Below are 23326 nucleotides of genomic sequence, written 5' to 3' on the forward strand. Positions count from 1 at the left end.
GGCCGGCCGGGTAAGTCCAGCGCCAACGCTTGTCACCACCATGTTGGCCGGGAGCCACTCGAACCCGTGCTCTCCACGTTTTCGTCAGGTTGGGCACCGCGAGTCGCTGTTCACAACGAGCCGTTCAGGGCATTTTGTAATTGAGGATTTCCCGTCCGGATCAGTTCATGCAGAGGCAAAAGGGGTGACCTGCCGGGTCGAGGAAGACACGGAAAGACGTACCGGGTTGGTGCGGATGTTTGGTTGCGCCAAGATCGAGCACTGCCGCCTCGGCGGCATCGAGGTCGTCAACGATCACATCGAGATGGATCTGCTGGGGCAGCTCCTGGGTTGGCCACGTCGGCGACCTGTACCCATCCACCTGCTGGAACGAGATGCACTGACCGTACTCCGCGCGGGCCTCAGCCCAGTCGGAGGAGACGTCGACCTTCCAATCCAACATCGCGCCGTAGAACCGTGCGAGCGCACCAGGGTCGGGACAGTCGATGACGATGCTGGGGAAGCGAGCGATGGCCATGCCGGCCATGTTACGGGCGATTGGACGATCCACGTCCGGATGATCGTTCACCTCTCCGATGCGGTCGCACACTCCGCCGCTTGCCGATTCGACTTATCCGGATCTGCCGCTGACAAGGCGCGTGAGCGTGCTGCCCGATCGACCGAAGCGGCTGCGGGCGCCGACGCTGGCACCAACCAATGCACTGGGCCGACAGCTCACGATCGGTCGGCGGTCGGCGGCCCGGGGTGAGCCCGGTTTGGGGGAGCGGGTTGGGAGCAGCGGGCTGTCCTGAACGGCCTTGAACTGCGTCCAACGGCATCGAACGGTACTCAACTGCACCCATCACCACCTGCGGCTCCGCGTTGCCGCAGGTTAGAGTCGGCGCGGCGTCCTGTTTCCGCGGGCTTGGGCGGCAGTCGACTGCCTTCTATCTTCCCTGGCGGGGGACCGTGCGCAGGTCACGGTGGTAAGGAGCTGCTGTGTGGTGTTGCCTTGCAGGTGGGAGCAGATTGGGTGCAGGTTGGCGAAGTGGTCATCGCGACCGAAGCGCTCACCGAATCAGGGTGGGGCCGAGGGCTCTTGACCTGCGATGAGCTGGCCGAGCGGCCCGGCCTGACCTCCCAGAGAAAGACCGAAGTGGTCAGGGGTTGACGGCTGCTCGCCCGGCTGGTGCCGGCTGTCGTCCTGGGGACCTTCGACGCCAGTCAGAAAGTCCTACCGCATCGATGTATGGCGCAGGGGCGTACCGTGCTGGCGACGGCACGTATCCCGAGAGCTGAAGCTCGAATCCCGCCGACAATCCGCTGACCAGGGCCTCATGCTCGGCGACCTTTTCGGAGTACCCGAAGGCGTCAGTGACGGGCGCCCACTCTGCACTCAGGTGTCGCTGCGCGGGTGCCGAGCGGGCGATCAATCGTCTCCATCAAACTCGGTTTCGTCGACGAGGCCGCCTAGGAACGTCTCGAAGTCGGGGGCGATGATCGTGATCTGGTAGTTCCACTCCTGGTCGACGTGTACGACTGTCGGCTCGCCGGGGGATCGGTAGTCGAGGGCGATCATGTCGTGGCCCGCTGAGGGGCAGTCGGCGATGTAGATGCCGATGTCGGGGTAGCCCCACTCCGCTATCCAGAACGCGTTCCCGAGCTCGCCGCACAGGCTGAAGGAAGCAGTCCGACCGATGGCCGCCAGTGTGTACACAGCCACATAGTCTGCGGACCAGGAGGTTCGGCTGGGCGAGGGGTGGGCGTCACGGGCCAACACTCCGCCGTTGTGTCGCTGGGCCAGGTCGACGTACGCAGCGGGTAGCTTGCATCCAAGCTGCGCCTCCACCTCCCGCAGAACCTCGTCTGTGAGCGGGCTTTCCAGCGGACCGGAGGTGTCGAAGACGATCGTGGGATCGAGCACGCGCTGACGGTAGTCGCTTAGCACCAGTTGCAGGAACAACGCCAGCGCCGCGCTCTGACCGCTGTCCGTGGCGGCGCGCCCGGCTGTCTGCTTCCGGGGGATGACGCGCGCTGGGTTCATGGGTCCCTCGCGCATCGCAGCGGCGGACGTGCCATTCATTATTGAAGATTGCGCTGCCCCGCTGTGGTGAGCCGGAACCTGGTCCCCTCAGCTGAGAGCCGGGTCCCATCCGCAACGCCATCACCAGCGCATCCACTCTGGAGACCTTTTCGTCGGTGGACCCGAAATGTCAGCTATGGTCCCCGGTCGTCAGTCGGGCAACGTCCGCTCATGTCAGTCAGGCAACGTCCGCTAAGTAGCCGCGATCCGCGCGGCACGCAGCGTGACGGCTGGAGCTGCCGCTCAGGGTCAGGATCTGCCGAAGAGGTTGGACGATCGGACCCGCCTCGATGACGCGGGCGGTGCCAGGTTGGGTGGTTCCGCCGGCGAGGCGTGACGTTTTGGCTGGTGCCGGACATAAGCACGTAGGGGGTGTGATGGACGCTGCGAAGGAGCAGTTCACCGAGTTGTACGAGTGCCATCACGGTGACGTGTGGCGGTACGTCGCTCGGCGGGTGGGTGCGTCTGACGTCGGTGATGTTGTTGCCGATGTTTTCCTCGTCGCGTGGCGTCGTCTGGACGATGTGCCGGCCGGCTCGGCGTTGCCGTGGCTGTACGGAGTGGCGCGTCTGGTGCTGGCCAACGAGGCCAGAGGCCGCCGGCGATGGCAGGAACTGACGCTGCGGGTGGCAGCGGAGCCTGATCAGGCGGTGCAGGTGGATCACGCGGACGGTGTTGTCAGCCAGCGTGACGTCGCGGTGGCGTTCGACCGGTTGTCCGCCAGTGACCAGGAGATTCTGCGGCTGGTGGCCTGGGAGCGGTTGGCGCCGGCCGAGGCGGCGGCCGTACTGGGTCAGTCGCGGGCGACATTCGCGATGCGGCTGATGCGAGCCCGTCGTCGGTTACGAAGGCAGCTCGGCGTGAGCGGGGACGGGGCGGGGCGGACCTCGAGCGCGGCGCCGTCGATGTCGAATTGGGGTGGATGACATGGATGCCGTGGATGAGGTGCGTCAGGTGTTGGGCGACTTGGACCCGGCCCGTACCGTCCCGCCATGCGATGACAGCCGTCGCGGGCAGGATCTGGCTCGTATCCTCGCCGACGACCGCAGAGCCGGCACCCCCAACCGGTCAGTGCCGCGACGTCGGCTTGTGCTGGCCGCGGTCAGTGCGGTGGTCGTGGCGGCGGCCGGTGGTGGGGTAGCGGTTGAGCTGTACCGCCAGCCGGCGCCGGCCTATGCGGCCACCCCGTTGATGCTGACCTACAAGCCGCCGGCGACCGCGGAACCGGCCAGTACCCGGCTTCGGCGGCTGGCCGCCGTGGCGGCGCAGCAGCCGATGCCGCCGCGGCCCGCCGGCACGGTGGAGCACCTGGAGTCGACGAACTGGTTTCTGAACTCCTCCATCTCCGGCGGTAGGACCGTATCCGCTGTGGTGCCGCAGCAGTGGAGGTCCTGGCGGACCGATGACGACGCGGGCCGCATGGTCCGGAAGGATCTGCCGCCGGTCTTCCGTTCAGACGCTGACCGTAGGCAGTGGCAGAAGTGGGGTGGTCGCGTCGAGTCGTCCGAGGAGACGCTCGACTACGCGCCCGGCGAGTTTTGCAGCGGCTTCCGCGGTACGGTCCCGACGGACGCCGCCGCGCTGCGCGGCTGGCTGAGGGCAGGCGGGTCCGCGCCTCAGGCGCCGGTGCAGTACCTGGAGGACGCCGCCCAACTCGCCGGGATGCGGCTGTTGAACCCGGCCCAGCGCGCAGCGGTGCTCACGCTTCTTGCCGACCTCCCGGGCATCACGGTCACCGGCACCGTGACTGACCGCGCCGGACGCACCGGGGAAGCCTTCTCCATCACCACCAACGCTCACGGCCTGCCTGCCCAGTACACCCTGATCGTCGATGCGGACTCCGGCGCGCTGTTGGGATACGAGGAGGTGCTGACCACCACCGCGGGGAAGCTGAACGTGACGATTCCCGCAGTGATCACCTACCGCTCGTACCTAATAGCCGAGTACGCCGCCACGCCACGGTGACACCCCCTTGACCACCCGTGCCACCGCCGATCCAGGCTCCCGTCCAGGGTGGGAAGCCCGTGGGTTCGGCGGTCGGGGTGAACTGCGGATCAGGGGAGCCGGTGGGGAGCAACGGGGTGGCGTGAACGGCACCGAACTGCGTCCAACGGGTGTCGAACGGCCCTCAACTGCACCCACCCTCACCTGCGGCTCCACGTTTCCGCAGCTCGGAGTGGGTGCAGCGTCCTGTTTCCCGCGGAGTGCTCCGCGATTTGCGATGCAGTTGACAACGCTCTATGTCGCCTGGTGGGGGAGTGTGGACAGGTCAAGACGGTAAGGAGCCGATAGTTGGCTCGGCCTTGCAACTGGGAGCAGATTGGGTGCAGGTTGGCGAAGTGGTCTCTGCGCCCGAAGTGCTCACCGACGTCGGAGAGAGACGAGGGCTTTGGCCTGTGGTGATGCGGTCATGCGGTGCGGTGTGACCTCCCAGAGGTTGGCGAATTGGTCAGCGAGCGAGCGCCACGAACCGAGCCCTACGGCCGGGTCGCGGTCTTCCTCGACATCGCCGGCAACCGGTGGGCCCTGCTTGGGGCCACCTGACGTCGCGCACTTGCCCGCTGAGGCGCCAAGGTCACCGATCCTGATCGGCCGCTGGTCGAGTGATTTTGCCGATGACAGCGCTAGCGGAAGGGCTGTACGTCCAACGGCGCCGTGATCGCGAAGTTCTTGTCGATCGCTTTACCTAGAGCGGTCCCGCGCTGCTGCAGTCCGACCCGCGTGGCCCATCCGGTGAGGGCGTCGAGGAAGCCGACCAAGTCCCGCTGCACGCCGCTCAGCAGACCGGGTAACGCACGGTGTGGCAGGTCGACGTGGATGCCGGCCCACCGGCCGCGATTAAGGTTCGGGCCGCCGTCCTGCCACACCCGCAGACCGTCGCCGACGATCTCGACCTCGGGACCTGGGTCATGTCCCAGCCACGGCGAGTCGCCGATCAACACCTGCGCCCAGTCGCGCCAGTCCTCCAGCCCGGCACAGCAGCCCGGCGTCACCACCGTCCCAATGGTGCTGTCGCGGACCTGTAGGCCGCCGGCGGCAATGAGAAAGTCCTCAGCCAGCAGCGCGTTCACGACCTCATCGCGGCCGCCAGGAGGCTGAACATCAAGCCGACCCGCGAGCGCCGTCACGAACAGCCCGACCCGGTCATCGGCACAGCCGGCGTTGAGCACCAACCACGAACCGGGCGCCATCGCTGCCACCGGCCACGGCGATCCGCCGGTGACCGCGGGAACCTCGATGACCGCTTCCATAGTGATCACCACGGCATTCAACGCTCCCGATGTTGCGCACGGGAACGGCGAGATCTGGCTCACCGGAGTGGACGGGACGAACTTCCCTGCACCGGCGCTGATCGGCCACTACGTTGAAGAGCATAGCTACCTGCCACCTGATGGCTTCATCGAGGCGGTTCGGACCGGTGTCCCCACCCCCGGCGTCGCATAGTGGGGATCCGGCTTCTGCCGCACTCGGCTGCCAAGTGAAGGTCAGTCGGGCCGGCACCAGAGGGCCGCATAGACGCAAGGTGGTCGGCAGACGTCGCGTGCGCAGTAAGGCCGACGCCCTTGCTTAACTGCCGGACCACGTCGAAGTGGTCCATCGCCAGGCCCTCAAGCGCTGCCGATAACCGCGTAGCCGTCTGCGTCTCGGGCCGCGTCGGCCGCTCGACCCTTCTGTCACGCTCAGTGCGGTTAGCTCAGCGGGACATTCGGCTCCACGCAATCGTCGCGCGGAGGGTTACCGGATCTGCCGCGAAGCGCTCGTCACCGAAGGTGACGTCGGCACCGGTCTGCGACGTCCGGACGTGCCGACGCGGTCGTTCGCTAGCTTCCGGCCCCGTTACGGATGATCGTCGGCGCTGCCCGTGAATCCTCTCCAGCTCCGCCGCCAAGGTCACTGCTTGCGACTGGGGGCAGCGGCCGAACCCATTGCGGGGTCCGGGGCAGTATGACCTGACCGCTGTATCCGGGACCAAGAACGATGGCCGCCCCGTTGGTGGGCGGGGCGCCGACGACGCTGCTCTCCACCGCCGGTATCGCAGGAGCGAAATCCGGCCCGCCCAGGTCTCCGGCGTCCGCCGCGTCACCGTCGCCCATGATCACTCCTTCTTGTCGTGGGCCCCGCGCATGCCGGGGCGCGGTGAACCCGCCGGCGCCAGCTTGGCCTCCGGCACACAACATATCTTGTCTTCCACTATATTAGGTGGATGAGTCCTCGGGCGATGACCGAACCAGCCTTCTTCATCCTCACCGCGCTGCTCGACGCTCCACGCCACGGCTACGGGATCGTCGCGGAGGTGGCGGAACTGTCGCGGGGCCGCGTGCAGCTGAAGATCGGCTCCCTGTACGGGGTCTTGGACCGACTCGTCGGTGATGGCCTGGTCGAACTGGACCGCGAAGAGGCTTGGCAAGGACGGTTACGCCGGTACTACCGGTTGACCGAACAAGGCCGCGACGCCCTCGACGCAGAGGCTCAACGGCTGACCGCCAACGCGCGCCTCGCCTCGATCCGGTTGCGCGAGCGGCGGAACCCGATCACGGGGACTCCGTCGTGAGCCGGCTTGAGGAGCGCTACCGGTTCGTTCTTCGGCTGCTGCCCGCCGCATACCGGCAGGAATGGGAAGACGACATGGTCGCCGCCTTCCTGGACAGCATGGACACCGGCGACTCCGAGACCACCGCGTATGTCGCGGACTACGGCCGGCCGAGCCTGTCCGAGGTCGCCAGCATCGTGTCCCTCGCCGTGCGGTTGCGTCTCGGCGGGGCGGACGCGCCACCCCGCTCGTACGCCTGGGGGCAAGCCGTGCGACTGGCGACCCTGATGGCGATGCTGACCCACGCCGTCATGGTCACCGCCAGCATCGCCGTCACACTGTGGCTCTCCGGGAAGATCGCCTGGTTGCCGGCTCTTGCACCCGAATGGGCACTCATCCCGCCGGAGAGCATCTTGCACACCGCCTGGGACCTGGCCGGCTACGCCTGGTTACCGGCCTACATTGCGCTCGTCCTCGGACACCGACGCGTGGCCCAGGGAGTCGCCCTGCTCGCCGTCGTGCCTCCCGCCATCACCACCGCCGTGCAACAAGCCGGTGATATACCGCTGTCCGTGTCGCCCTGGGCGATGCTGCTCATCGACGTCGTCTTGCTACTCGCCATGGCGGCCTTTCACCACGGCGCCCCACCGGTGCCGCGCCGCCCCTGGCTCCTCGCGCTGCCGGTCGGCATCCTCCTCGTTCCCGTGCCGCTGTTCACCATCCAGGCGACCACACCGGCGCTGAGGCTCGTCGACTGGCCGGGCCTGTCCTGCGCGGCGGTTACTGCTGCCATGGTGATACACCTGGCCGTTCGAGTATCGCGTCGTCGTCCTCGCACGCTGCCGTGGTCGCTGGCGCTCACCCTGCTCGCCGTCGCCACGCTCGCCCTGCGAACCGCAACCCTGCTCGATTACAGCGACCAGGCACAGCACGCAACCCTCGCCACGATCGCTTCCGTGCAGGCAATCGCCGTCCTGGCGGTGGGCGTACCGGTCGCCGTAGCAGCCATCCGGGCGTTGCGCCGACTTCCATCGATCCCCACCGTCGGCCCAAGACCCACCACACCTTCGTAGGACTCGCCCAACCTCGGCCCCACCGGCCCGAGACGCAAGCCCCATCGGCCGCGCAGACCAAAACGGGAAGCGCTGTCATGTAGCCGCGATCAGCGCGCCCGCTCACCGGTCGCTGAACGACCGGATCTGTCGATGACAGGTTGTCAGTCGCTGCGTGTCATCGGCCGCTGAGCGCACGGACCGGAGCCTCTGGGAAACTGGCGCATGCCTCTCTCGAACCCTTGGCTCGCCGGACCGTCCCCCGATCGCGGCCGCCAGCATCACCTACAGCTGCTCCTTCGGAGGAGCGAGCACACGAAGCACGATTTCGTCATGGACGGGCACAAGCCGGGGCCGCTTGCGGGCAAGGAGCTTGCTCGCATCACCGGGCCGACTCCAGGCAGGCCGTCGAGGCACCGCCGCTGGCTGTCGGTCTTCAGGACCGGCGTTCCATAGATCTAGGTCGGCGTTGATCGCGGCGAGCGCCGCGCTGACGTGGTTGCCGTCAGCGAGGAGTGCCCGGATAGCGAGCGGGCGCCAGGAGATATTCAGCAACTGGTTGCGAGCAGGTCGTCCAGAGCAGGACATCAGGCGGGTTCTCGCCGACCAGGTCGAATGACATACCGGCGAACGGCCCGTCGGAGCTGAAGTAGGCGGCGACGAGCCCATCGACGCCGGGAACGGCGAGCACTTCACGGATCCGGGCTCGGACTAGATCCTCAGCCTGCACTGCGAAAGCATGCCACGCCGGGGTTCGTGGAGCAGATCATGTTCGACCTGCAGTAGATCGCTTCTCGCTTGCGTGGTCTTACCCGGCCACCCGAAGCAACCCTGTAGCCGCGATCCGGGCAGCGCTGGCCGCAAGACCGGGTACACGCTCATGCCGCTGAACACGCGCGACTCGCCTTGCGTCCTCGAGTGTTGCGAGTTCGATGGGCTGTAGCCCCTACAACAGCCGTCCGTGGCCGTCTTCAGGTCTCGGCGGAACAGAGCCCGGGCTTCCTTCGGTAGCTCGGAGGGCGATCTGCAGGGCGGCCTGGGCGGGCGTGAGATGCGTGGAGTCGATGACTTCGGCCTCGGCATGTAGCCAGGTGCGGGCCGCCTCGGCGTAGGGCTCAAGGTACCTGAGGCGGAACGGGGAGGGGACGGGGTGTTCCCTCTCGATCCGCCAGCGGAGGGTGTCGTCGTCGGCGTGGAGGACGAAGTGCCTTACCGGGATGGAATGGTGGGCGAGGCCCGTGCTGATTTCGCGCCAGTACTGCTCGACCAGGACGGTCATGGGTATCACCAGAGTGCCGCCGGTGTAGTCGAGCACGTGGCGGGCGGTCTCGACGACGAGTTGGCGCCACGGCGGCCAGTGCTGGAAGTTGTCGGTCGCGGGCAGCCCTGGCGTGATGTCCATGAGCATCTCGCCGACCTTCTCGGCGTCGAACACGCGTGAATCTGGGATCAGTTGCTGTATGAGCGCACTGGTTGTCGTCTTGCCCACGCCGTGGGTGCCGTTGAGCCACACGATCATGGGACACATTAACGCCCGTGAGCACCATGGTCAGGCAGAAGGTGAGTCCGACCGGCCGGGTAACCTGCGCCCACACTTCCTCTGTCAGAGGCGGAAACGGCCCTGCGTTACCACCGCCGGCGGCGCGAGGGCAGACGGCCCGGCGGTACGCGCGACCCGCATGTCGAAGGCTGGGGCCCTGCCCCTCGACGCTTAGATCAACGAACCCAGGCCACCGCTTTTCAAACCTGGGCAGTGCAAGCCCTCGCGAGGGTGGGCAGACGAGCCGTCGGGCCCGTCTGCATCCGCGGGTTCGGATGCCGCCGCCTACTTCAGCAGTGGGCGAAGACGAACCCGCCCTCGACGTTCGGCGCTGGCCGGTGGATCATCTCGGCCTCGACGGTGAAGCCGGCAGCCTCCAGCCAGGCCGCGATCCGGTTCGGCGGGCGGCGGTGCACGTAGACGTGCATCGGGTGACCGCCGTAGCCCTCGGTCTTGAGTCGACTGCCGTTGCCGGCGTGGAATCCGAGCAGCACGACCCCGCCCGGCCGCAGTACCCGGCGGAACTCGGACAGGACCCTCGGTACCTCGTCGTCGGGGACGTGGATCAGGGAGAACCAGGCGAGCAGGCCGGTCAGACAACCGTCGGGCAGGTCGAGGCGAGTCATGGAGCCCACCTCGAAACGCAGGCTGGGATGGTCGCGCCGGGCCATCTCGATCATCGCCGGTGACAGGTCGACACCGAACGCGTCCAGGCCGAGGCCGTGGAGATAACCGGTGAGCCGGCCCGGGCCGCAGCCGACGTCGGCGACCGCCCCGTTCCCTTGGGCCCGCACTAGCTCGGCGAACAGCGCAAGGATGCCCCGCTGGAACGGTTCGCCGGCGAGAGCGTCACGCAACAGGTCGGCGTAGCTGGCCGCCACCGTGTCGTATGAGGTCCGGGTGTCGTCGAGCCAACCGGTAACGACCATGCGCTGCACGATAGCGCCGACAAGGCGAACGGCATCGGCCGGGCCGACACCATGACCGGCCTGCGTCAGTCAGACCATAGGCATGTCTTCCATTAGCCCATGATCACGTGTACGGATCTGCCGCGATCCACGCGACTGCAGCTGAACTCTTAGGCCTCGGTTGAGCCGTTTCGGGAGCCCGCTCACGATGAGCGGGCTCCCCGGAGCCTGGCCCGGCTCGAACGGTGCTGCCATCCCTGAATCAGTGACGTGCGGTACCGGCGCCGCACGTTGGGCAGGCCGGCCTCCGAGGTTAGTGCGTCCAAGCCTTGGTGGGGGGAGTTCGTATACGTCGCCGGTTGTTCCTGCTCCCCATTCCGGTGGGGCCTGCGCTACGACCGGGCCCGCAAGAATCTCGACCGGCACCCCAACTACATCCTGGCCGCGTACATGGCCTCCGGGACGTAGACAGCGCTCGCGGCTTTGCCGATGAGCGGATGCGGTGAATCTGCGGTGGACTGGGCGCCCGGCGGCGGTCGATTCGAATAGTCGCCGATGCGCCGCATCGTGGGGACAGCGGGCGCCCGCCGGTCGATGACAGGATCGGCCAATGCGCGTTCTCTTCGACGGCGAGGCTCCGGTCGCTTACGGGCAAATCTACGTGACGAGTCGCGAGTTGCCAGACATGGGCGGCGCGTTCGCTGGGCAAGCGAACGGCCTCTGCGGGGGCGGTCAGCCGGGCGCGCTGTTCCTGATGACTGGCACGCACTCTGGGCGGGTCCGGTTCACGATTGAGTTGCACGACGTTGAGCCGTCGGCCGCAGCGGAAGAGTGGGAGGAGGTGGTGGAGGTGTCGTTTCTGCCGAGGGCTGCGGTGGTCGACCTGGTTCCGTGGGGCGACGGGTCGCTCGCCCGGCTACCGCTGACCCACGAAGGGCAGGACACCGGCCGGCTGCCGGTCTACCGCGTGCGGTACTGCGCCACCGCCATGGACGAGGGGCATGACCCGTTCGGCGGGCTCGACCCTGACGAGCTTGACGACGGCGACAACACCTACATGGATCGACGGCCGGACCGCTACCTGCTGTGCTTGTGGCCGGAGGGCATAACGGGCGGCGGCCCGAGTGACGGCGTGACGCGCACCGACGCGATCCTGCGCCAGACCAGCGACGCCGCCGCCTACTGGCACGCCTGGGCCTGCGCGTTGCCGTCCCCGCCGACACTGTGGGAGCAGGCCGAGGCTGAGATGCTCAAGCGGTTGGAGCGGGAACGTCGCGACCAGGAGTACCGAAGGCGGGATGAGCTGCGGCGCTGGGGCGGGCGCCCTCCGAGTGAGCGGCTCCGGCGGGTCGGCGGCAACATTTATGGCATCGCCTTGCTGGACCGAGACCTGGTCGACGGGGTGGCCGGGGCCGACGTCGTCATTCAGCGGCAGATCGCGATCTGGGCAGCGCGGCAAGCGTTCACCGTCGCCGGCATTGCGGACCTCGACTGGATGACGCCGGCGTGGACGGCGCTGGATCGGGGCGTGCCGCTACCCGCCGAATTCGCTGACACGGCAGCGCTGCTGACGCGCATCCGGGGCGAGCCGGCCGTCACGTTCTCCTTGGTCTCGCTGCGCCCGACGGGTCGGGGCGCGGGTGATCCGCTCCGCACAGTTCTCGACGCCCCGGTGGACCCGGTCGCGATGGCACTGCCGGCACTCATGGCCGCTGGCGAGTCGGATCCGCTGCAGGCTGCGTTGGAGGCGCTATGGGCGGCGGTCACCACCTACGCTGCTCGGCGGACCGAGTTCCTGGCGGAAGTGCGGCGGGCCTTTCCGGTCGTCAACCAGCGAGGCCCGAACTGACCCCGTCAGGAACCGTGCCTCGGCCAGCACGGTCCGCGAATCTGCCGCGAACCGGGCGGCGGTCGGGATAACAGTTCGAGGTCGAAGGGCCGCGTGGGGCAGGATGTAAGTGTGATCCTGTTGGTTCCCGCGAACCCCTCTACGGCCGCGCCACCCGGACGAGCACTTCGCGGCGGAGACACAGGCCGCACGTGCTGCCGGGCTCGATGTGGCGGTGGTCGACCACGACGCGTTGGCACGGGGCGGAGATGTGCGTCGGGCGGTCCGGCCGGCGCCAGGTAGGGCGGACGGCATGAACCGCGCCGTCCTCTGCGTTGCCCTGGCCGGCCCAGGTTGCGGCGCAGATGGTGGGTGAGACGAGCAGGACGGCGAAGCGGACACGCCGGGCAGTGGGGAAGGCGAGCACAGGGTGGTCTGTTCCGTTCCCTGTCGGCGCGACCACGTTCTGACGGCGGTGCCGCTCCGCCGACACGACCTGACTGCGGCCGTGTGGACCTGACTATTGTCATGAGTACCTGTGCGCCCCGCATCGAACGTGGTGACTAAGCGCACTGGAGCCTGCCACGTGCTGTCGATGAGACTCGATTCGACGCCGGAACAACAGCCGGCCGAGTTCGAGGGGCGGCGGGACGGTGGACGAACGCTACGACAGCTACTGCGCCGCAGATCGGCTGTTCTACGACTCGCTCGGCAGCGCCGTCGCACAGCCCGTCTTCCCGGCCGCCGAACGGCCGATGCCGACCGGCTGGCGGCGCGAGCCGCTCGACGACTGGCTGATCTACGCGCCCGACGACGGCTCGCTGCCGCAGCAGGGCTGGAAGATTCATGTGTCGGCGGGTCTGACGAACGCCGAGCGGGTGCTGGACTCGGTCTGGAACTACTGCGTCCCCCGTGGCCTGTCCTTCAAGTTCCTGCGCGGGCCGCGCACGCTGCTGCTGCGCAATTCCAAGTACGCCGCCCGGGCCGCCAGCGGCAAGTTCATCACGGTCTATCCCCGCGACAACGCGGAGTTGGAGCTGGCCTGCAAGGAGCTCGACGAACTGCTCACCGGCGAGCCCGGGCCGTACATTCTCAGTGATCTCCGCTACGGCGCCGGCCCGGTCTACGTGCGCTACGGCGGCTTCGCCGCCCGCTACTGCCACTCTCCCGACGGCCAGTTGGTACCGGCGATCGAGGACGATACCGGCACGCTGGTGCCGGACCGCCGTGAGCCCGTCTTTCACGTACCGTCCTGGATCACCCTGCCCGACTTCCTCGGTCCGCACCTGGCCGCCCGTAGCGGAACCAGCACGGACCAGGTGCCGTACCGGATCGAGCGGGTGATCCACTTTTCGAACGGCGGCGGGCTGTACGTGGGCAGGGACCTGCGTACCGACACCGAGGTGGTGCTGAAGGAGGCCCGACCGCACGCCGGCCTGGACGCCGACGGCACCGACGCCGTCGCCCGGCTGGCCCGCGAGGCGGAGGCCCTGCGGCAACTCGCCGACCTGCCGCAGGTGCCGCGGGTGCACGACGAGTTCGTCCTCGGCGAGCACCGGTTCCTCGCGCTCGAGTTCATCGAGGGCCGACCGCTGAACAAGGTGCTGGTCGACCGGTACCCGCTGATCGACGCCGACGCGACGGACGGTGACCGGGCGGCGTACGCCCGATGGGCTCGCAAGATCTACGAGCAGGTCGAATCCGTCGTGGCGGCGATCCACGAGCGCGGCCTGGTCTACGGGGACCTGCACCTGTTCAACATCATGATCCGGCCGGACGACCGGGTCGCCCTGGTCGACTTCGAGGTGGCCGCCCCGATCGCCGGGCACCGTCGACCCGGGCTGCGCAACCAGGGCTTCGCGGCACCGAGGGACCGGACCGGGCCGGCGGTCGACCGGTACGCCCTGGCGTGCCTGCGGTTGGCGTTGTTCCTGCCACTGACCCAGCTGGTCCGGCTCGCCCCGGCGAAGGTGACTCACCTGGCCGACATCATCGCCGCGAACTTCCCGGTGCCGAGGTCCTTCCTCGATCCGGCGGTCGAGGAGATCACCGGTGACCCGCGGGTCACCGCGGACCCGCGAGGGGCTCTTGCCGCGGATGACTGGCGCACCATGCGGGACCGGCTGACGACGGCGATCGTGGCCAGCGCCACTCCCGAGCGCGACGACCGGCTCTTTCCCGGTGACATCGAGCAGTTCCGCAGCGGCGGCCTCAACCTCGCCCACGGGGCGGCGGGAGTGCTGTACGCGCTCGACAAGAGCGGTGCCGGGCGGTGGCCCGAGCACGAAGACTGGCTGGTGCGGCGGGCGACAGCGCCCCCGTCCGGCACCCGCTGCGGGTTCTACGACGGGCTGCATGGCGTCGCCTACGCGCTCGTTCACCTCGGACGCCGGCAGGACGCGCTGGACGTTCTCGACATCTGCCTGCGGGAACCCGTGGACGGGCTCGACCACAGCCTGGCGAGCGGACTGTCCGGGATCGCGCTCAACCTGGCCGAGATGGCCGCGCGTACCGGGGAGGTGTCGTTGCGTGACGCCGCGTGGCGGGCCGCCGAGCGGGTGATCGGGCAACTGGCCGACGACCCGGGCCCGGACGTCAGCGGCGGACGTAACCCGTACGCCGGGCTGCTGCGTGGCCGGACGGGACCGGCGCTGATGCTGTTGCGGCTCTACGAGCTCAGCGGCGACGACGAGCTGTTGGGGCACGCCGCCACGGCATTGCGCCAGGATCTGCGCCGGTGTGTGCTGCGCCCCGACGGTGCCCTGGAGGTCAATGAGGGCTGGCGCACCATGCCCTACCTGGCGCACGGCAGTGTCGGTATCGGGCTGGTCCTCGACCAGTACCTGCGCCACCGGGCCGACGACCGGTTCGCCGAGGCGAGCGAGGGGGTCCGCCGCGCGGCGCGTTCACCGTTCTACGCACAGTCCGGACTCTTCGCCGGCCGGGCCGGCATCATCGCCTACCTCGCCGCCTCGACGGACGACGCCGACCGCCGCGAACTCCGCTCGCAGCTGGATCGGCTGACCTGGCACGCGCTGCCGTACCGGGACGGGACCGCATTCCCCGGCGAGCAGTTGCTGCGGCTCTCCATGGACTTCGGCACCGGCACCGCCGGCGTGCTGTACGCGCTGGCCAGCGCGCAGCAGGACCAGCCGCCGATGCTGCCCTTCCTCGCGCCCCTGCCGGGCGCGAACAGACTCCCTCGCGACAGCGGGGGCGACCTGATCGGCGAACGGATGGAAGGGAGGTGAACGACATGGCACTTCTGGACCTCCAGGGCCTGGAGATGGCTCCGGCCGACCGCACGGGTGGCGGTAGCCGGGCGAGCCTGCTGCTCTGCGGCGACAGCTCGCTCTCCGTCACGACCTGCAACTGATCCACGTACACGTGGGCCCTGGGTGGGTAGACGTGCCCACCCAGGGCAACGCGTACCAACGGGAGGACCGATGCCGACGTTCGCCGTGGGGGACAGGCTGCTGCGGCAGACGGTCCTGGCGGGCGGCGGCTGGACCGCCGGACTCGCTGCGGTCGCGCTGCTCGGCGCGGCCGCCGAACTGTTGCTACCCGCGGCCCTCGGCCGCGCCGTCGACGCCGCCCTCACCGGCGGCTCCGCCTGGTGGGCGGTGTCCGCCTGCGCCCTGGTCATCGTCCTCATCTGCGTCGACACCCTCACCGACCTGGCCAGCGGGTTCGGTGCGGCGCGCGCCACCGCCCGGCTGCGCCGGCACCTGCTGCGTCACCTGTTCGCCCTGGACGTCCGCGCCACCCGTCGGCACCCGGTGGGTGATCTCGTCGGCCGGTTGGTCGGCCAGGCCGCCGACGCGGGACAGGCCGGCAACGCCGTGGTCCTGGCCATCGTGGCGGTGCTCCCGCCGCTGGGCAGCGTCGTCGCGCTCACCATCATGGAACCGGTCCTCGGCGTCACCATGCTCGTCGGCCTTGCCCTGCTCGCCGTCCTCATGCGCGCCTTCGTGGCCGACGCCTCGGCCGCGACCGCCGGGTACCAACGGGTGCTCGGCACCATCGCCGGCCGACTGCTGGAGTCGCTCACCGGTGCCCGGACCATCGCCGCCGCCGGCACCACCCATCGCGAGGAGGACCGGGTGCTAGCGGCCCTGCCGGAGCTGGACCTGCACGGCCGGCGCGCCTGGGAGCTGCTGGCCCGGGCAGGTTCGCGCACCTCGGCCGTGGCGCCGCTGCTGAACCTGAGCGTCATCGCGGTCGGCGGGTACGCCCTGACCACAGGCTGGCTCACGCCGGGGCAACTCGTCACCGCGGTCCGGTACGCGGCCATGGGCGCCGGGCTCGGTGCGGTGCTCGCCACCCTGAACCATCTGGTCCGCAGCCGCGCGGGAGCACACCGGGTCGCCGAGCTGCTGACACAGCCCGCCACGCCGGCCGGCGATCGGCCTCTTCCACCTGGCGGCGGTGCCCTGCGACTGCGTGGGGTGTACGTGCACGCCGACGAAGGCCGGCCCATCCTGGACGGCATCGACCTGGACGTGCCGGCCGGCGCCACCGTGGCCGTCGTCGGAGCGTCCGGTGCCGGCAAGTCGACCCTGGCGGCCGTGGCGGGACGGCTGTACGACCCCGACGGCGGTGAGGTGCGACTGGACGGTGTGTCGCTGCGGGACCTCGACGCGGCGGCGCTGCGCCGGGCCGTCGGCTACGCCTTCGACCGGCCGGTGCTGATCGGCGCGACCGTCCACGACGCGATCGGCTTGGCGCTGCCGATCGACTCGGCGGCACCGCCGGCCGATCGGAGCCCGGCCACCCCGGCGGTTCTGCGAGCGGCCCGGATGGCGGCGGTCGCCGACGTGATCGACCGTCTGCCCGACGGTTACCGCACCCCGCTGGTGGACACACCGCTCTCCGGGGGCGAGACCCAACGCCTCGGCCTGGCCCGAGCGTTCGCCGCCGAGCGGCTGCTCATCCTGGACGACGCGACGTCCAGCCTCGACACCGCGACCGAACACCGGATCACTGAGGCGGTGGTCGGGCGGGCCGGCGAGCGTACCCGACTGGTGGTCACCCACCGGACCGCGGCGGCCGCGGCGGCCGACCTCGTTGCCTGGCTGGACGCTGGTCGGCTGCGCGGCTTTGCGCCGCACCGGCAACTCTGGGCCGACCCGGACTACCGTGCTGTCTTCCAGCCGGCCGGCGGTGGATCGTGAGCCGTCCCGGCGTACGGCGGGTGACCTGGCGGGCGCTGCGGGCCCGCCGGCGGGAGCTCGCCGGGCTTGGCGGCTGGTCGCTAGTCGAGTCGCTGCCCGCGCTGCTCGCCGGCAATCTGGTCGCCCGCGCCGTCGACGAGGGTTTTCTGGCCGGACGTCTCCTCAACGGCCTGGCCTGGTTGGGGGTCCTCGCCGTGGCCGTGCTGGTCGGCGCGGCGGCCACCGGTCGGACGTACCGGAGCCTCGGCGCCGTGGTGGAGCCGTTCCGTGACGATGTGGCCGCTCAGGTGGTCCGGGGTGCGCTACGCGACGCCACCCGGGCGGGTGGTAGCCCGGACAGCGCGGCCGTGACCCGGCTGACCCACCAGATGGAGATCGTCCGCGACACCTTCGCCGGTCTGCTGATGGTGACCCGCGGTTTCTTCTTCTCCGCTGGCGCGGCCCTGCTCGGCCTGCTCGCCCTGGCGCCGGTGGTGGCGGCGCTGGCCGCCGCGCCGCTGGTCGCCGGCCTGGTGGTGTTCCTCGCCGCGCTGCCGGCCATGGTCACCCACCAGCGCGCGTACGTACGGGCCGGTGAGCAGCTCGGCCAGTCGGCGGCGGCCGCGCTGGCCGCTCACCGCGACGTGCTGGCCTGCGGCGCCCAGACACGCGTGACGGCCGAGGTCGAACGCTGGGTGTCGGCGCAGGCCGCCGCCGAACGCATGCTCGCCCGGATGGCGGCGATCCGCAGCCTCAGCCTCGGCATCGGCGGCTGGCTGCCGCTGCTGGTGCTGATGGTGACCGCCCCGTGGCTGGTCCAGCGCGGTCTCACCGCCGGCGCGGTGCTGGGCGCGCTGATCTACGTCTCCACCGGGCTGCAACCCGCCCTGCACGCCCTGGTGCAGGGCCTCGGCGGCGGCGGGCTGCGCTACGCGGTCACCCTGGAGAACATCCTGCGCACCTATCCGGTCTCCGACGACCAGCGCCCGTCGGCCCCCGCCGCCCGGACGCCCCGCTGCCAACCGCCCATCGGTCCTGCCGGCCGCCCGCCAGCCGTCGAGGTCCGGGGATTGACCTTCGGCTACGGCCCGCGCGCCCAGCCCGTCCTGCAGAACTTCTCGCTGACACTGGCCGACCGGGACCATGTCGCCGTGGTGGGCCCGAGCGGTTCGGGCAAGTCGACACTGGCCGCCCTGATGGCCGGTCTGGTGCCGCCGCAGGCAGGCACGGTCCACCTGGCCGGCGCGGCGGTCGCCGAGATCGAGCCGGCCGTTCTCGCCCGGATGCGGGTGCTGGTGCCTCAGGAGGCCTACGTCTTCACCGGCAGTCTCGCCGACAACCTCCGCTACCTCCGGCCGGACGCCGACGACCACACGTTGGAGGTCGCCCTCGACGCGCTCGGTGCGCGTCCCCTGGCGACCCGCCTGGGTGGCCTGCGCACGCCGGTCGCGCCGGCCCTGCTCTCCGCCGGCGAGCGGCAGCTCATCGCGGCGGTCCGGGCCTGGCTGGCACCCGCCCCGCTGGTGGTCCTCGACGAGGCGACCTGTCACCTGGACCCGGCGCTGGAGGCGACGGTCGAGGCCGCCTTCGCCCGGCGGGCCGGCAGCCTCGTGGTGATCGCACACCGGATCAGCTCCGCGCTGCGGGCCGGTCGGGTGCTGGTCCTCGACGGCGACGAGCCCGTGGTGGGGACACACGAACAGTTGATGGCCCGCTCGGCCACCTACCGGGTGCTCGTCGGCTGCTGGGACGACTCGGCGGTGCCGTCCCGGGCGGCGTCGGCGCGGCAGGGCTGAACCCCGCGCCGACCGTGCCGGTCAGATCCAGCCCGCCTCACCTGCCTTCCGCACAGCCTCCACCCGGGTACGCGCGCCCACCTTGCGGGCGATCCGACCGAGATGGTTGCGGACGGTGCCACGGGTGAGCCCGAGCGACACCGCGACCTCCGCGACCGGTGCCCCCGCCGCTGTCAGCCTCAACACCTCCGTCTCGCGGCTGGTCAGTGGGCCGTCCGAGCGCAGCGCCGCGACGACGAGATCCGCGTCGAGCACGGGCTCCCGGCGGGCGAGCCGGCGGATCCCGTCGATGACCCGCTGGGGTGCGGCGTCACTGCGCAGGATGCCGAACGTCCTGGTCGGGCAGAACATGCCTCGCAGTCGCCGGGCCCGACACGGGTGGGCCAGCACCAGAACGGGGCACAGGCCGAGGCGGACGGGATCGACTCCCTCGACGACATCGAGGTCGGCCACCACCACGTCGGGGCGTTGGGCGCGGACGGCTGCGGAGACCGCGTCGCCGCGATCCACCTCCGCCACGACACGGATGTCCTCCTCGGCGGCGAGGACGAACGACAGCGCACCAAGAACCAGAGCACCGTCCAAGGCGAGCAGGGTACGGATCACGATGAACCTTCCCGCACTCCGATGGTGATCACACAACGTCAACATTCAAACACGCCTCCGGCGGTTCCGCATGGTGACGGGGACGGGTCCGAACATCTGCACCGGGCCCGCCCCCGACGGCTACAGCCAGCCGTTACGCCGCGCGCGTGACACCGCCTCCAACCGGTTGCGAGCCCCGGTCTTGCGTAGGATCACCGATAGATGGTTGCGCACCGTCCCATGTGCCAGGTAGAGGCGGACGGCGATCTCCTTCAGGGGCAGACCCTCGGCCGCCATCCGCAGCACGTCCATCTCCCGAGGCGTCAACGGCATCTCCGGGGGACTCAGCACCGCCACCGCGGCGGCCGGGTCGATCGCCCGATCCCCGGCCGCGAGCGCGCGGATCGCCCGTACCAGCTCCGCCAGTGAGCTGTCCTTTCCGACCAGGCCGCGCGCGCCGGCTTTCAGCGCCGCCTCCACCAGGGCTGGGCTCCACCGAGGGCTCATCGCCAGCACGGCGGCGTGCGGCGCCTCGGTGTCGATCCGGGCGACCACCTCCACCGGGTCGGGCAGTTCCGGTGTCAGTGCCAGCACCACCACCTGCGGTCGGCAGCGCCGGACCACCGTCAACAGCTCGTCGACACCCTCGACGTCGGCGACCACCTCCATGTCCTCCTCACGTGACAGCGCGGCGCAGAGCGCCCCGCGGAGCAAACCCATGTCCTCGGCGACGACAACGTGGATCACCACGTTTTCTCCGATCTCAGGTACGCGTCACGACGGCCACCGATCCCGGAACGTCCACGGGTTGGTCAGGGCGGTCGCGCGCTACAGACGGGTAGGCATCGGTCCGCGGTGCCGTCACGGCGGATGGGCGCGGGCACTGTTCGACCGGCCAGCGGGTGGAACAGGCCACGCGGGCCGGCCACCGGGGTCGGTCGACCCGCCTCAGCCCGGGCGGGTGATCGCAGACAACGTTCGGTTCGCGATCAGAAGCGGCACAAGATCGCAGGGCGGCCCAGCACCGAGACGCGACTGCCGATCCACCGGCCGGGCCAGCCCCGGCCCGGGCCTCGATCCATTGTCGACACCTGCGGCTTCCTGGTCGGCCGGCGCGACGGGTCGGCTCGAAAGCTCACCCCCCGCGGCCACCGAGTCCGGGTGTGCGGCGAGGTGCCGCGTCGAGGCCGTGGGACGCGCGGGGCCGACGACGGACATCGGCGGTGGCGCGGCCGGGGTCGGCTGCGCTGCGGCGCGTACGGGAGCCAGCGCCGGATCCGCCGGTGGCGTGGGCGCTGTCGGCAGGGGCGCCAGGTCGGTCACCGGCACGGCGGCCGGCCCGAGCGCTGGGGGAACGGGCAACGGAGGCGTCGCCGCCGGGACGGTCACCGCGCCGAGAGCGGGTGGCAGAACGGCGTCGACGGAACGGAGGAGCGCCATGACGACGGGCCGGAGCGGCACTGTGCTCACGATGTCGACGACGTACGGCGGTGGGGCGGTGATCAGGCCCACCGCGGGCGAACCGACCGGACCGTGCACCGTGGGTGGATCGGGCGCGGCGGTGGCTGGCCGTCGCGGGGGATCAGCGGCCAGCCGCGACAGGTCGGCACGGTGAGCTGAACGCTGAGCTGCGCGAGCTACGGAGGCCGACCGGAGCCTTTCCCGCTCCGCCGCGCCCGGTGGGACGGATGCGGCAACCCGGGGCAGCGGCACGGACACGGGCGACGCGCCCATCGACCGTCGAGGCCCCGTCGAGGATGTCGCGTCGCGGGGGGCGACGATGCCACCGATGGTTCCTGCCAGCGGTGCGCGGAGCCTATCGTGACGGCGGTCGTCGGCACTCGCGGCGTGCTGGCGCTCATGGCTGGGGCGCTCTGCGACCGTGAGCCGCGCGATCGGCTCGACCAGCCCGCCGATCCGCCGATGAGGCTCGTCACCGGACCCGCTGCGCATTCCGTCGGCGGCGGCCGGCCCCTCAAACAGGGCGGCCACGAGGAAACCGGCCCCGACGGCGGCCGCGATCAGCACCATCCGCTGGGCGAGCCTGCGCAGCCGGTCGGCCACCAGCGGCGCGGATCGGCCCGGCGCAGACGTCGGTGCGGTTCCGTTGACGGGACTTCGCACGTAGGTACGACCCCTTCCCTCTGGATTGCTGACCCATGGTAGCGATCCGATCACGCAGCCGCATCCGGTGATGTGTGCGCTCGTCGGCCGGGTGCGGCCGCCGCGACCGCGCCATGCCTGATATGGAGACGGACTGCCCGGCACCCGACTGGTCCCCCTGAGCCACTTTCGACTCCCTGAACCGCGCGCTCAACCCGAAGGCGAACTGGCCGCCCTGCTCGAAAAGGCAGCGGAGTACGGCTACCCGGCCACTGTGTAAGACGCTGCTGCACGTCGGTGCCGCCGCCGCACCAGCGCCAGGACGACGAACAACAGAGGCATGGCGAGCGCGGCGTACAACCACGGTGGCGCGGCGAATCTCTGCCCTGTGCCCGGCGGATAGCATCGCGCGATGCAACCGACCTATGTGACCTTCGCCCAGAAGCCGGCGTCGACCGCGAATGCCGTCCTGAGCATCAACCGCGGCACCGCGACCGGAGGGCATCTCACGCTGGACGCCGACGGGTCGATGGAGATGATGTTCGACGTTCCGGCGGCGGACGCCAACGGCGAAGCCACCCTGCGGATCGTGGCGCTGGTGTCGAAGCTGGGCAATGCGGTTGGGTTCGCGCCGCTCGACATCACCGTCAACGATCGGTGCCTGGTGCACGGCTGGCACATCCCGGGCGGGGGTGACCTCCCCCAGCAGATGGACTTCGCCGTACCCGCCGGGCGGCTGCGGCCGGGCGTCAACAAGCTCCGGCTGGCCAGTGCCATCGACGCCCGCAGCATGCTCTGGATCTACCGGATCACCATCGACGCGGTATTCGACCGGGGCCGGTCCGCGCGGGCCATCGAGCACCGTGAGGCCGAGGAACCGGTGCTCCGGTACTCGACCCGCAGATTGCCGGCCAGGGGCGGCGCGTGGCAGCCTGGCCCGGCAGTCATCGCGTACGTGGACCGCGGCGAGCAGAGCCTGCTCGAACACCTCGCCTGGGCAGACGCTTCCGGCGCGGAGTACGCGGTCACCTTCACCGCCGAGCTGGACGGCATCTACGGCTGGTGTCGGCCGGCTGGCGCGGAGTCGCCGCACGAGTTCCGCGGCTCGCTGGCCGGGCGGTGGCGGGCTGACCATCCCGACGCCGGCGTAGAGAAGCACTGGTTCCAGACGGAGGAGGGATGGGGCGGCGGCTGGCACCGTTCGAACGGGATCACCTTCGCGATCGGCGCCGACTCGTTGCCATTGGCCAGGGCGAGCTGGCGGGATCGGCGCGGCAACACCGGGACGGTCGCGTTCACCGGCACCGGCGACGCCTTCGTCGGCACCTACCAGCGGGTGGGCGAGGGTGCCATCGGCTACCGCGGCCGCTCACCCGCACCGACCAAGGGCGAATAGCACCAGGGCCCGGTACGGCGGCGCTTTCCGGTTGCCGGGGTGCGGCATCGGGCAGAGGATGGCGGGATGTCCCAGCAGGCTGCCACCTGCGGATGCTCACCCTGAGTACCCGTACGCCGTTCCCCGCCGACTGGCCACGCTGTCGGGCGGTGCTCGTCGACGGGCTTGCGGCCGGACGTGGTGGCCCTGCACGATGCCGGCGGCGGGGACGCGGACGAGGCCGGTGACCGGCTCGGGCCGGACTGTCACCTCGTCCCGGCCGCTAGTCGACGCACCAAGGCCCAGTTGTTCGGCCGCGGTCGAAAGCTCCGCTGTTGTCGCGCCGACGACCGGCCCATCGGAACCGGCCCCCACGACAGCAGCCCACCTTCC

At 70.1% G+C, this 23326-nt stretch carries 20 protein-coding genes and 1 pseudogene; 12 read left to right on the top strand and 9 right to left on the bottom strand.

The features are described 5' to 3' along the window. Positions 1–160 precede the first annotated feature (160 nt). Positions 161–517: a VOC family protein gene (locus ACTWLT_RS15075; protein ID WP_445318929.1), complete on the bottom strand. Its 357-nt coding sequence runs from the start codon at positions 515–517 to the stop codon at positions 161–163. An 891-nt stretch (positions 518–1408) separates the two neighbouring features. Then, complete coding sequence (locus ACTWLT_RS15080; protein ID WP_445318961.1) at positions 1409–1903, bottom strand: SMI1/KNR4 family protein; 495 nt, start codon at positions 1901–1903, stop codon at positions 1409–1411. A 536-nt stretch (positions 1904–2439) separates the two neighbouring features. Between ACTWLT_RS15080 and ACTWLT_RS15085 the strand changes: the two genes are divergently transcribed. The 3 genes and pseudogenes from ACTWLT_RS15085 to ACTWLT_RS15095 all read left to right on the top strand — a co-directional run. Then, positions 2440–2988, top strand: coding sequence for an RNA polymerase sigma factor (locus ACTWLT_RS15085; RefSeq protein WP_445318930.1), 549 nt, complete (start codon positions 2440–2442; stop codon positions 2986–2988). 1 nt (position 2989) lies between these two features. After that, complete coding sequence (locus ACTWLT_RS15090; protein WP_445318931.1) at positions 2990–4027, top strand: CU044_5270 family protein; 1038 nt, start codon at positions 2990–2992, stop codon at positions 4025–4027. Between the two features lie 498 nt (positions 4028–4525). Next, positions 4526–4606 (top strand): annotated as a pseudogene (locus ACTWLT_RS15095) (VOC family protein); the annotation flags it as partial. Positions 4607–4686: 80 nt separating this feature from the next. Here the strand turns inward: ACTWLT_RS15095 and ACTWLT_RS15100 are convergent. Next, positions 4687–5313, bottom strand: a complete 627-nt coding sequence (locus ACTWLT_RS15100; RefSeq protein ID WP_445318932.1) for a hypothetical protein — start codon at positions 5311–5313, stop codon at positions 4687–4689. Between ACTWLT_RS15100 and ACTWLT_RS15105 the strand changes: the two genes are divergently transcribed. From ACTWLT_RS15105 to ACTWLT_RS15115, 3 genes are all read left to right on the top strand, one after another. Then, positions 5300–5506, top strand: a complete 207-nt coding sequence (locus ACTWLT_RS15105; RefSeq protein WP_445318933.1) for a DUF7919 family protein — start codon at positions 5300–5302, stop codon at positions 5504–5506. The genes ACTWLT_RS15100 and ACTWLT_RS15105 overlap by 14 nt on opposite strands. A gap of 775 nt (positions 5507–6281) precedes the next feature. After that, positions 6282–6614: a PadR family transcriptional regulator gene (locus ACTWLT_RS15110; protein ID WP_445318934.1), complete on the top strand. Its 333-nt coding sequence runs from the start codon at positions 6282–6284 to the stop codon at positions 6612–6614. Beyond that, positions 6611–7666 carry a hypothetical protein gene (locus ACTWLT_RS15115; RefSeq protein ID WP_445318935.1) on the top strand — a complete coding sequence of 352 codons (1056 nt, stop codon included), beginning with the start codon at positions 6611–6613 and terminating at the stop codon, positions 7664–7666. Before ACTWLT_RS15110 ends, ACTWLT_RS15115 begins: the two co-directional genes overlap by 4 nt. 264 nt (positions 7667–7930) lie before the next feature. On the opposite strand, the gene ACTWLT_RS15120 is transcribed toward ACTWLT_RS15115, so the two are convergent. The 4 genes from ACTWLT_RS15120 to ACTWLT_RS15135 all read right to left on the bottom strand — a co-directional run bounded on the left by ACTWLT_RS15120 (position 7931) and on the right by ACTWLT_RS15135 (position 10114). Further along, the gene (locus ACTWLT_RS15120; RefSeq protein WP_445318936.1) at positions 7931–8233 is read right to left on the bottom strand and encodes a DUF6308 family protein; all 303 of its coding nucleotides are present in this window, start codon (positions 8231–8233) and stop codon (positions 7931–7933) included. Continuing rightward, positions 8151–8375, bottom strand: coding sequence for a hypothetical protein (locus tag ACTWLT_RS15125; RefSeq protein ID WP_445318962.1), 225 nt, complete (start codon positions 8373–8375; stop codon positions 8151–8153). The genes ACTWLT_RS15120 and ACTWLT_RS15125 overlap by 83 nt, the downstream gene beginning before the upstream one ends. Before the next feature lie 216 nt (positions 8376–8591). Then, positions 8592–9164, bottom strand: a complete 573-nt coding sequence (locus tag ACTWLT_RS15130) for an AAA family ATPase (RefSeq protein ID WP_445318937.1) — start codon at positions 9162–9164, stop codon at positions 8592–8594. A gap of 311 nt (positions 9165–9475) precedes the next feature. Further along, on the bottom strand, positions 9476–10114 hold the full coding sequence (locus ACTWLT_RS15135; protein WP_445318938.1) for a class I SAM-dependent DNA methyltransferase: 639 nt from the start codon (positions 10112–10114) through the stop codon (positions 9476–9478). 589 nt (positions 10115–10703) lie between these two features. Between ACTWLT_RS15135 and ACTWLT_RS15140 the strand changes: the two genes are divergently transcribed. From ACTWLT_RS15140 to ACTWLT_RS15160, 5 genes are all read left to right on the top strand, one after another. Then, positions 10704–11942: a hypothetical protein gene (locus tag ACTWLT_RS15140; RefSeq protein ID WP_445318939.1), complete on the top strand. Its 1239-nt coding sequence runs from the start codon at positions 10704–10706 to the stop codon at positions 11940–11942. Between the two features lie 632 nt (positions 11943–12574). Further along, positions 12575–15172, top strand: coding sequence for a class III lanthionine synthetase LanKC (lanKC, locus tag ACTWLT_RS15145; RefSeq protein ID WP_445318940.1), 2598 nt, complete (start codon positions 12575–12577; stop codon positions 15170–15172). 5 nt (positions 15173–15177) lie between these two features. Then, positions 15178–15297, top strand: coding sequence for a SapB/AmfS family lanthipeptide (locus tag ACTWLT_RS15150; RefSeq protein ID WP_013734295.1), 120 nt, complete (start codon positions 15178–15180; stop codon positions 15295–15297). A gap of 70 nt (positions 15298–15367) precedes the next feature. After that, positions 15368–17095, top strand: a complete 1728-nt coding sequence (locus tag ACTWLT_RS15155) for an ABC transporter ATP-binding protein (RefSeq protein ID WP_445318941.1) — start codon at positions 15368–15370, stop codon at positions 17093–17095. Continuing rightward, entirely contained in the window at positions 17092–18870 is a 1779-nt protein-coding gene (locus ACTWLT_RS15160) for an ATP-binding cassette domain-containing protein (RefSeq protein WP_445318942.1), read from the top strand. The genes ACTWLT_RS15155 and ACTWLT_RS15160 overlap by 4 nt, the downstream gene beginning before the upstream one ends. A 21-nt stretch (positions 18871–18891) precedes the next feature. On the opposite strand, the gene ACTWLT_RS15165 is transcribed toward ACTWLT_RS15160, so the two are convergent. Both ACTWLT_RS15165 and ACTWLT_RS15170 read right to left on the bottom strand, forming a co-directional pair. After that, complete coding sequence (locus tag ACTWLT_RS15165) at positions 18892–19476, bottom strand: response regulator transcription factor (protein ID WP_445318943.1); 585 nt, start codon at positions 19474–19476, stop codon at positions 18892–18894. A 120-nt stretch (positions 19477–19596) separates the two neighbouring features. Then, positions 19597–20205, bottom strand: a complete 609-nt coding sequence (locus ACTWLT_RS15170) for a response regulator transcription factor (RefSeq protein ID WP_445318944.1) — start codon at positions 20203–20205, stop codon at positions 19597–19599. 1765 nt (positions 20206–21970) lie between these two features. On the opposite strand from ACTWLT_RS15170, the gene ACTWLT_RS15175 reads away from it, so the two are divergent. After that, on the top strand, positions 21971–22954 hold the full coding sequence (locus tag ACTWLT_RS15175; RefSeq protein ID WP_445318945.1) for a hypothetical protein: 984 nt from the start codon (positions 21971–21973) through the stop codon (positions 22952–22954). The last annotated feature ends 372 nt before the right edge of the window (positions 22955–23326 follow it).

The organism is Micromonospora yongxingensis (genome assembly GCF_052601155.1).

What these genes read in the sequence shown, in the direction of transcription:
- ACTWLT_RS15175 (WP_445318945.1), top strand. Translation starts at nt 21,971, where the DNA reads ATGCAACCGACCTATGTGACCTTCGCCCAGAAGCCGGCGTCGACCGCG.
- ACTWLT_RS15100 (WP_445318932.1), bottom strand. Translation starts at nt 5,313, where the DNA reads ATGGAAGCGGTCATCGAGGTTCCCGCGGTCACCGGCGGATCGCCGTGG.
- ACTWLT_RS15130 (WP_445318937.1), bottom strand. Translation starts at nt 9,164, where the DNA reads ATGATCGTGTGGCTCAACGGCACCCACGGCGTGGGCAAGACGACAACC.
- ACTWLT_RS15150 (WP_013734295.1), top strand. Translation starts at nt 15,178, where the DNA reads ATGGCACTTCTGGACCTCCAGGGCCTGGAGATGGCTCCGGCCGACCGC.
- ACTWLT_RS15120 (WP_445318936.1), bottom strand. Translation starts at nt 8,233, where the DNA reads ATGTCCTGCTCTGGACGACCTGCTCGCAACCAGTTGCTGAATATCTCC.
- ACTWLT_RS15110 (WP_445318934.1), top strand. Translation starts at nt 6,282, where the DNA reads ATGACCGAACCAGCCTTCTTCATCCTCACCGCGCTGCTCGACGCTCCA.
- ACTWLT_RS15135 (WP_445318938.1), bottom strand. Translation starts at nt 10,114, where the DNA reads ATGGTCGTTACCGGTTGGCTCGACGACACCCGGACCTCATACGACACG.
- ACTWLT_RS15105 (WP_445318933.1), top strand. Translation starts at nt 5,300, where the DNA reads ATGACCGCTTCCATAGTGATCACCACGGCATTCAACGCTCCCGATGTT.
- ACTWLT_RS15085 (WP_445318930.1), top strand. Translation starts at nt 2,440, where the DNA reads ATGGACGCTGCGAAGGAGCAGTTCACCGAGTTGTACGAGTGCCATCAC.
- ACTWLT_RS15075 (WP_445318929.1), bottom strand. Translation starts at nt 517, where the DNA reads ATGGCCATCGCTCGCTTCCCCAGCATCGTCATCGACTGTCCCGACCCT.
- ACTWLT_RS15140 (WP_445318939.1), top strand. Translation starts at nt 10,704, where the DNA reads ATGCGCGTTCTCTTCGACGGCGAGGCTCCGGTCGCTTACGGGCAAATC.
- ACTWLT_RS15155 (WP_445318941.1), top strand. Translation starts at nt 15,368, where the DNA reads ATGCCGACGTTCGCCGTGGGGGACAGGCTGCTGCGGCAGACGGTCCTG.
- ACTWLT_RS15090 (WP_445318931.1), top strand. Translation starts at nt 2,990, where the DNA reads ATGGATGCCGTGGATGAGGTGCGTCAGGTGTTGGGCGACTTGGACCCG.